Origin of the sequence: Rhodoblastus sphagnicola (assembly GCF_002937075.1) — a bacterium.
GTDB lineage: Bacteria > Pseudomonadota > Alphaproteobacteria > Rhizobiales > Beijerinckiaceae > Rhodoblastus > Rhodoblastus sphagnicola.
The window spans coordinates 1-7,403 of sequence record NZ_NHSJ01000066.1; the positions used below are offsets into that span (position 1 = coordinate 1).

Below are 7,403 nucleotides of genomic sequence, written 5' to 3' on the forward strand. Positions count from 1 at the left end.
GGCGTGCCGAGCGATGTCGCCGAGAAGCTGAAGGCGCTGGAGCGCGAGAACCGCGAACTCAAGCAGGCCAACGAGATCCTGCGCAAGGCATCGGCTTATTTTGCGCTGGCGGAGCTCGACCGCCGATCGAAGTGATGGTCGCCTTCATCGACGATCACCGGAAAGCCCATGGGGTCGAGCCGATCTGCAAGGTCTTGCCGATCGCCCCTTCCACCTATCACGCCCATACCGCCAAGCGCGCCGATCCCATGAAGCTTTCCGAGCGGGCCAGGCGCGACCTAGCGCTGAAGGTAGCGATCCGGCGGGTGTTCGCCGAGAACTTCGAGGTCTATGGCGTGCGCAAAATCTGGCTGCAACTCAATCGGGAGGGCGTGGAGGTGGCGCGTTGCACGGTGGCCCGCCTGATGCGGCAAATGGGCCTGCATGGCGTCATTCGCGGCAAGCCGGTCCGCACCACCATCAGCGACAAGGCCGCGCCTTGCCCGCTGGACCGCGTCAACCGGCGGTTCAAGGCTCCGGCGCCCAACCGGCTCTGGGTGTCCGACTTTACCTATGTCTCGACCTGGGGCGGCATGGTCTATGTCGCCTTCGTCATCGACGTTTTCTCCCGGCGGATCGTCGGCTGGCGGGTCAGCCGGACGGCCCACGCCACCTTCGTGCTCGACGCGCTTGAGCAGGCTCTGCACGAGCGCCGGCCGATCCATGGTGGCGGCTTGGTCCATCACAGCGATCGCGGCAGCCAAGGCAGATTCAACCGGTCGTCGCAACGATCTCATAGGAGAGGGCGATGGCAAGCACGAGAAGGAATTCCAGAAAGTCAGGTGGCCAAGCTATGCGGTCTCCGGGGAGGCCATCGGTTGCCAATCGGAGTCAGATTGTTCAGTTCTGGCAGGCAATCGCCGCGGGTCGGACAAGCGAAGCTTCTGGTATAGATGCAGGCGTCTCCCCGGCGGTCGGCGTCCGGTGGTTTCGAAGGGCCGGCGGCATGGCGCCATCGCATTTGTCGCAGAACTCAAAGCCTCTTTCAGGTCGCTACCTCTCACTCGCAGAACGAGAGGAGATCGCGATTTTAAATGCTCAAGAACTTGGCGTTTGCGAGATTGCTCGCCATTTGGGGCGATCGGCTTCGACAATCTCCCGGGAGTTGCGCCGCAATGCCGCCACTCGCTCAGGCGGCTCTGATTATCGCGCCATGGCTGCTCAATGGCACGCTGATCGATCGGCGCGACGTCCGAAACCGTCAAAGCTGGCGACGAGCCCTGGTTTGCGTCAATATGTTCAGGATCGGCTCTCCGGCAAGATCGCTTCAGCCGATGGTTCGAAAATCTCAGGGCCGAGCGTTGAATGGAAAGGCCGACGGACGGGACCACGGCAAGATCGACGCTGGGCAAGCGCCTGGAGCCCCGAACAGATCGCCCGTCGCCTGCCGTTAGACTTCCCCGTCGACAAGGAGATGCGGATCAGTCACGAAGCCATTTATCAAGCCCTTTACATCCAGGGGCGAGGTGCGTTGCGACGGGAATTGACCGCCTGCTTGCGGACTGGGAGAGCGTTGCGAATGCCCAGGGCGCGGGCATGTGGAAAGAGTAAGTCATTCATCTCGGCGGAAATCATGATCAGCGAGCGCCCGGCGGAAATCGAAGACCGGGCTGTTCCGGGTCATTGGGAGGGCGACCTAATCCTTGGCCTGCGGAGTTCGGCGATTGGGACGCTGGTCGAGAGAACCACACGTTTTACGATGCTGCTGCACCTGCCTCGCATGGAAGGTCACGGCGAGATTGCTCGCGTGAAAAATGGACCTGCTCTGGCTGGTCACGGCGCCGAGGCCGTTCGGGACGCCATCAGCCGAACCATCATTCGGTTGCCCGAACGATTGCGCCAATCCTTGACCTGGGATCAAGGAGCCGAGATGGCACAACATCCCCGCCTGCGGATCGACACCGGGCTCAGCATTTATTTTTGTGATCCCCACAGCCCGTGGCAACGGGGCACAAACGAGAACACCAATGGCCTCCTGCGCCAGTATTTTCCAAAAGGAACAGATCTGAGCGCCCACAGCGCCGAAGCCCTGGAGGCGGTGGCATTGGCCCTGAATAAGCGACCTCGGAAATCGCTGAATTGGAAAACGCCTGCTGAAGCATTGGACGCACTTATCGGATGAGCTATTTTAGGTCTGTTGCGACGACCGGTTGAATCTGCCCAATACGTGTCGATCAAGTACACGGAACAGCTGGCGGCGGCCGGAATCGAGCCGTCGGTCGGCAGCGTAGGCGATTCCTACGACAATGCGCTCGCCGAAACGATCAATGGGCTTTACAAGGCCGAGNACCGCAGGCTGCTGGAGCCGATCGGCAACATCCCGCCAGCCGAGGCCGAGGCGCGTTACTACGCCTCGCTAAATCAGACCGCCATCGCGGCCTGATTTGAACAAAATGGCCTCCGGCAAACCCGGCGCGGTTCAGTTTGACGTTGATGCGTTCGGGCCTCTGCCTCACTTGGGCAACGTCATGGCTGATTTGCAACCTGAGCCAAAAATCAGCAGAACCGCCGAGAGCTTTTTCCAGCCGCACAGCCATTTCCGGCGAAATCCCAGATTCGCCTCGAATGACACGGTAAAGCTGCTGACGCGTAACATCGAGGCCTTCGGCCGCTTCCGCAACCGTAAGACCTAACGCCTCAATGTCATCCCTTATCAAGCCGCCGGGGTGGGGCGGGTTCTTCATGCGCATAGCCATGGTTCATCCCTCCTCAATGGTAGTCCACCAAATCAACATCAAACGCTTTGCCGTCCTCGAAGCGAAAAATGATTCGCCAATTTGCGCGAACGGTGACCGCCCAAAAGCTCCTTAAGTCGCCTTTCAATCGGTGAAGCCTGAACGATGGCCGTTTGAGGTCGTCTGATGTGCCAACACCATCGGCGCTCATCAGAACGATCCGGGCGCGCCAGACGTGCTTCTGTGGCGTGTTGCGATCCGCGACCACCGCGTCGAGGCTCCGCCGGTCAGTTTCGTTGAGAGTGATCGATATTCCATTGCGCATGCGCCAGACTCTCGCACCTGCCGGAACCGAGCGGAATCCCGCTGGACTCTTTCGTTTCGGTCAGTCCAATAGTTTGAAAGAAAAGGGCATCTGGCCGGGTTTCTCCAGGTCGGAGAGCTCCAGCCAGAATGATTGGCGTCACTCGTCCGAGACTTCGTCGACGATGATGCAGTGGGCGCCATGTTCTTCGAGGAACGTGACGCGCTGGTTCTTGGACGTCTCGTCGCCGACATGGGTTTCCGTATGGTCCAGACCGTCCATTCCGGTGTAGCTGATTTCATATTCCATGATCGTTCTTTCCTCTGGTCGCCGAGGCTAATCAACGCGCTGCCTTCGGCGACGCCGATCGAGACCGGCCGAGGGACGGCGCAGAACCCGCGCTTGCGCGGGCCGAGGCTGGTGGAGAACTGCGGCGCGCGGCGATTTTGGCGCGCGAGGAATTCGCCCGGCAGGGCGAAGGGCTAAGTGATGGACGCGTGCGCCGACCTTAGCGTGCCTGCGACTGAGGCAAATGGAAGCGTAGCGGCCTTGTTAACGTTTTGTTTACCAATTACGTACTACCACCTTGGGTTACGCACGTAATATTTGCAACCAACCGTCATGGAGGCGAGCATGCCAAAAACCTGTGTAATTGACTGTGTCATTGGATCGCGCCTGCGCACTCAGCGTTTGCTAGCCGACTTGGAAACGACAACGCTGGCTAATCAGATTGGCGTAACGGAGCAACGCCTTGAGGAGTTCGAGGCAGGCGTGGCGCGGATAGACGCCGAGACCATGCGCCTAATTTGCCATGTTCTGAACTTGCAAGTGAGCTATTTCTTCGCACCCTGGACCAAAGCTGAAAAACAATCAGCCGACATTTACCTGGTTGCAGCCGAGTGAGAGCTTCTCTTCGGGCCAGCCGGGCGGGATCGGTATTAATACTGGCATCTCGTAACTTGGTGTACGATCTGGTTTCTATACGCTCACCTTGTATCGCGGCTAAATAAGCCGTGAACACGGGAGAAAACCAATGGAAATAGACGCTCAGGAGGCGGCGGAACTCGCCATCATCGATCTCCTGTATGCACGCGCGGAAATCACGACCATGGCTGACCCGCGAGCGCTGCTTCGCATGATTGATCACCTCGACAGGGCGCTCGCCGTGCTGGCGCCCCATGCGTCCAATTTCGACATGCGAGATCTCCAAGAGCTTTCCAGGTTCAAAATAGCTGGCCAATGGAGATCGGAAACGATTGAGTTGGCACGCTATTTTCTTGCACGCTTACGCGCTGGTGGGACGGTTGCTCCACCTGTCGCCCAAACGGAGTTGGCCGAGGACTCGTTGAAGTTAGGGCCGCCAGCTCTCCGCGCATTCTCGCAAATGACATTAGGCCGCCATCCGCGCATTCCGGTGGCAGGCTTGGCGAGCACCCGGGCGGCGCGCACCCTCGGCAGTTTCTCGTGCGCGGCGTGGAAAAGGTGAAATCCATCGCGCTCATGCACGCCCTGACGCACAACATGGTGTGCGGCTGGCGGCTTATTTGGGGCGTGAAGCCGCGAACGCGGAAATGCGCGCGCGGGCAAACCCGCGACACTCTCCATACGAAAAAACTCAGCTTCGAGTGTAGCGCTCCGCCCCCGATTTCGCCGTCGGCGCCATACGCCTGTCTGCTCTGACAACAGCTAATCCCGCCTGCCAAGTCCTCTCGCCCGGCGTTATGTCCGAACTCAGCCGCCAGACGATGACAGCCGAAACGCTGGCAAGCCTATTCATTTTCAGCCTCTCAGGCGGTCGCCGCCTTGATTGCGGCACCAGTATTCCGATATGTCCAGCCCTTGGTGAGCAGCGCCCAGGGGAATCGAATGAGTTTTTCTCATAGTGCTGCGAGGATTTTGGCGAGGTAATCCTCGTCCCATGCGGCGATGAGGCGCTTGGATTTCAGGCTGTGTTTTCCAGGCGCTTTCTTGAGCGCGTTGATTGTCGCGCGCTTTACAGAGGAGAAGTTGGCGGGGGCGTTCTTTTTGCGGATACGGCAGTCGTCATCGCGGAAGTTGACGTCGAGCACCCAATGCAGCGAGTTCTCCACCCCCCAATGAGCGCGGATCGCGGCTGCAAGCTTGGTGGCGTCGGCAGGCAGGGAGGATATGTAAAAGCGTCTCTCCTGTTCAACGCCTTTGGCGGTCTCGCGGCTGGAGACGATCATGACGATGGCGCGCAACCCCTTCCAGTCATGACGTTCCTTGAGCCAGCCGATATCGTCGGTCGCGAACGTCTCGCGTGTCTCGATGCGGCCATGCTCGGCGTCACAGCTTGACGCGCGCGAAACGGAGATGTCCTTGAAACCACGCGCCATCTGCTCATTGAACAGCAGTTCCACGTCGCCGCGCAGGGAGCCTTGATTGCCTTTGAGGCCGAAGATGTAGTCGGCGTCCTTGTCGAGGACTTTCTCGGCGATTTTCCTCTGGCAACCCATGGCGTCAATGGTGACGATTGCGCCTTTGATCGCCAAGAGATCCAACAGTTCTGGGATTGCAGTGATTTCGTTGGATTTCTCGTGCACCGCGCGCGCGCCGAGCACAAGTTTCTGGGCGGAACTCCAGGCAGAGATCATGTGCACGGCGCCTTTGCCGCAAGTCCGGTCGAAAGAACGGCGCACAGTCTTTCCGTCGATCGCGACCACCCCCGCGATGGTGTCTGCGAGGCTTTGCGTCCAGGCGATGAAGCAGTTCTGGAAGCCCGTCGCGTCGAGCGCGCCGAAAATGAGACCAAGCTGGTCATGGCCCGGCGTGCCGTTCGCAAACGGCAGGAAACGACGCAGGAACGCGATTTTCTGCCTGCCAAACAGGGCGACGCTCACCCAGCCGTCGGTGCCGCACAGCACCGCACACAGCGTCAGAAGCAACACTTCTTCGAGCGGGTAAAGAACCTTGATCGACTGGCGCGGGTCGGCAAGCGCCGAAAAATGATCAAGAAAATCGAGCCTTCCGTTGAGCCCTTCGGGCGTGTCTTCAAACATCGTTCCGTCTCCACGCCGCGAATCACGACAGGAGACCGCCGAATCACAATTCCGCCCAAACCGCTACACGAGACTCATTCGTTTGCCCTGGAGCAGCGCCCAGATGATCCGCGCCATCTTGTTGGCGCGCGCTATCGCGACAACCTTGAAGGGCCGCCGCGCCAAAAGCCCGGTTGGCCAAAACCAACGGCCCTTTTGCGGTCCTTGGTTCAATCAGGGGATGCGCGCTCCTCACGTTGGAATGCCGGATCAAATTGACATTACGTTTTTGGAAGCACTGCGGACGTTGCCGTTTCGGCGATCTTTTTCTCATTCTCGCGCTGCATATTTTGCAACTCTCGCAACGCCTCTTCGATGTGGAAAAGCGCGCGCGCCACTGCGCACGGATCGACCATTTTGGTTAGCTCATATTTTGCAAAAAATATATTTATTTCCGCAACGTTAATTGAATACACGCCGGTCACAAAACGTCTCCTTTTGTAGTAGCTGCAAGTGTCAAGGGCATTTAGCCAGCGTCATTTTGATTCGCACGCACATTTTATGCAAATCACAGGTGCAAAATACGGTGTATACAATCGACTTACTTGATGATGTCAAGAGAATATCTAAACTTTTTTTACTCCTCAGGGTTGCGGAAAAATCAGATCTCATACGGGGATATGGATGCAAAAATCACCCATACGATTCCCGTAAGGGCATAAATTCAACCTCAGGTACGCTATGGAAGTCCCCAATCCTATCGACACGCACGTCGGCACGAAGCTACGCGACACACGTTCGCGGCTTGGTTTGTCTGCTCAAACCTTGGCGACTGCCATTGGTGTTACGAGTACTCGCCTCTTGGAATTCGAGAGTGGCGAAGCACGTATCGAAGCGCGGGTAATGGCCAAAATCTGTCGCGTTTTCGATGTGCGCCCTTCGGTGTTTTTCACGTCGATGCTTAGCGAGGCGGACAGCCGCAAATCAACGCGAGGCAAACTCGACGCAGCGTAATGCGTTCGTAGGACACCGGCTGGATGAGTTGGTCCCGTGGAGCTGGAAGCCCCGGGCGCCAACCGCCTTCGCTCAGAGGCTGAAAATCTTTCGATTTCTGGCGGACTGTGGGGGGTCTCGGAGAATTTCGCAGGTTAGTGGATTGACCGAAACGAAAGAGTCCGGCGGGATTCCGCCCGGTTCCGGCATGTGCGAGTCTGGCGCATGCGCAATGGAATATCGATCACTCTCAACGAAACTGACCGGCGGCGCCTCGACGCGGTGGTCGCGGATCGCAACACGCCACAGAAGCGCGCCTGGCGCGCCCGGATCGTTCTGATGAGCGCCGATGGTGTTGGCGCGTCAGCCATCATGGCCGAGACCCGCACTTCG

8 protein-coding genes, 4 pseudogenes and 1 other annotated feature are annotated in these 7,403 nt (G+C 58.5%); of the genes and pseudogenes, 6 read left to right on the forward strand and 6 right to left on the reverse strand.

Translation table 11 applies throughout. The features are described from left to right. The 3 genes and pseudogenes from CCR94_RS10475 to CCR94_RS25970 form a co-directional block, all read left to right on the forward strand. Positions 1-785: pseudogene (locus CCR94_RS10475) on the forward strand (IS3 family transposase); the annotation flags it as partial. Next, positions 93-209, forward strand: a sequence feature (AL1L pseudoknot). It overlaps the preceding pseudogene by 117 nt. A gap of 2 nt (positions 786-787) precedes the next feature. Next, positions 788-2,161: an IS30 family transposase gene (locus CCR94_RS10480; RefSeq protein ID WP_170068942.1), complete on the forward strand. Its 1,374-nt coding sequence runs from the start codon at positions 788-790 to the stop codon at positions 2,159-2,161. A gap of 9 nt (positions 2,162-2,170) precedes the next feature. Continuing rightward, a pseudogene (locus CCR94_RS25970) lies at positions 2,171-2,326 on the forward strand (IS3 family transposase); the annotation flags it as partial. A 217-nt stretch (positions 2,327-2,543) separates the two neighbouring features. Here the strand turns inward: CCR94_RS25970 and CCR94_RS25975 are convergent. The 3 genes and pseudogenes from CCR94_RS25975 to CCR94_RS25055 all read right to left on the reverse strand — a co-directional run. Next, positions 2,544-2,735, reverse strand: a pseudogene (locus CCR94_RS25975) (HigA family addiction module antitoxin); the annotation flags it as partial. A gap of 13 nt (positions 2,736-2,748) precedes the next feature. Beyond that, entirely contained in the window at positions 2,749-3,039 is a 291-nt protein-coding gene (locus CCR94_RS25495; RefSeq protein ID WP_184422054.1) for a type II toxin-antitoxin system RelE/ParE family toxin, read from the reverse strand. A 138-nt stretch (positions 3,040-3,177) separates the two neighbouring features. Beyond that, positions 3,178-3,327 carry a hypothetical protein gene (locus CCR94_RS25055; RefSeq protein WP_158254706.1) on the reverse strand — a complete coding sequence of 50 codons (150 nt, stop codon included), beginning with the start codon at positions 3,325-3,327 and terminating at the stop codon, positions 3,178-3,180. Positions 3,328-3,651: 324 nt separating this feature from the next. Here CCR94_RS25055 and CCR94_RS10500 point away from each other — a divergent pair, with 324 nt between their 5' ends. Both CCR94_RS10500 and CCR94_RS10505 read left to right on the forward strand, forming a co-directional pair. Next, positions 3,652-3,921 (forward strand): helix-turn-helix domain-containing protein, encoded by a 270-nt coding sequence (locus tag CCR94_RS10500; RefSeq protein ID WP_146089948.1) that lies wholly within the window; start codon positions 3,652-3,654, stop codon positions 3,919-3,921. A 130-nt stretch (positions 3,922-4,051) separates the two neighbouring features. Continuing rightward, positions 4,052-4,504, forward strand: coding sequence for a hypothetical protein (locus tag CCR94_RS10505; RefSeq protein WP_104507814.1), 453 nt, complete (start codon positions 4,052-4,054; stop codon positions 4,502-4,504). 391 nt (positions 4,505-4,895) lie between these two features. Here the strand turns inward: CCR94_RS10505 and CCR94_RS10515 are convergent, their stop codons facing one another. The 3 genes and pseudogenes from CCR94_RS10515 to CCR94_RS24535 all read right to left on the reverse strand — a co-directional run bounded on the left by CCR94_RS10515 (position 4,896) and on the right by CCR94_RS24535 (position 6,502). Continuing rightward, positions 4,896-6,038 carry an ISAs1 family transposase gene (locus CCR94_RS10515; protein WP_104507816.1) on the reverse strand — a complete coding sequence of 381 codons (1,143 nt, stop codon included), beginning with the start codon at positions 6,036-6,038 and terminating at the stop codon, positions 4,896-4,898. A gap of 63 nt (positions 6,039-6,101) precedes the next feature. Then, positions 6,102-6,218, reverse strand: a pseudogene (locus CCR94_RS26620) (IS110 family transposase); the annotation flags it as partial. An 80-nt stretch (positions 6,219-6,298) separates the two neighbouring features. Beyond that, positions 6,299-6,502 carry a hypothetical protein gene (locus CCR94_RS24535; protein ID WP_146089949.1) on the reverse strand — a complete coding sequence of 68 codons (204 nt, stop codon included), beginning with the start codon at positions 6,500-6,502 and terminating at the stop codon, positions 6,299-6,301. Between the two features lie 256 nt (positions 6,503-6,758). On the opposite strand from CCR94_RS24535, the gene CCR94_RS26625 reads away from it, so the two are divergent. Then, the gene (locus tag CCR94_RS26625; protein WP_104507817.1) at positions 6,759-7,031 is read left to right on the forward strand and encodes a helix-turn-helix domain-containing protein; all 273 of its coding nucleotides are present in this window, start codon (positions 6,759-6,761) and stop codon (positions 7,029-7,031) included. Positions 7,032-7,403 lie beyond the last annotated feature (372 nt).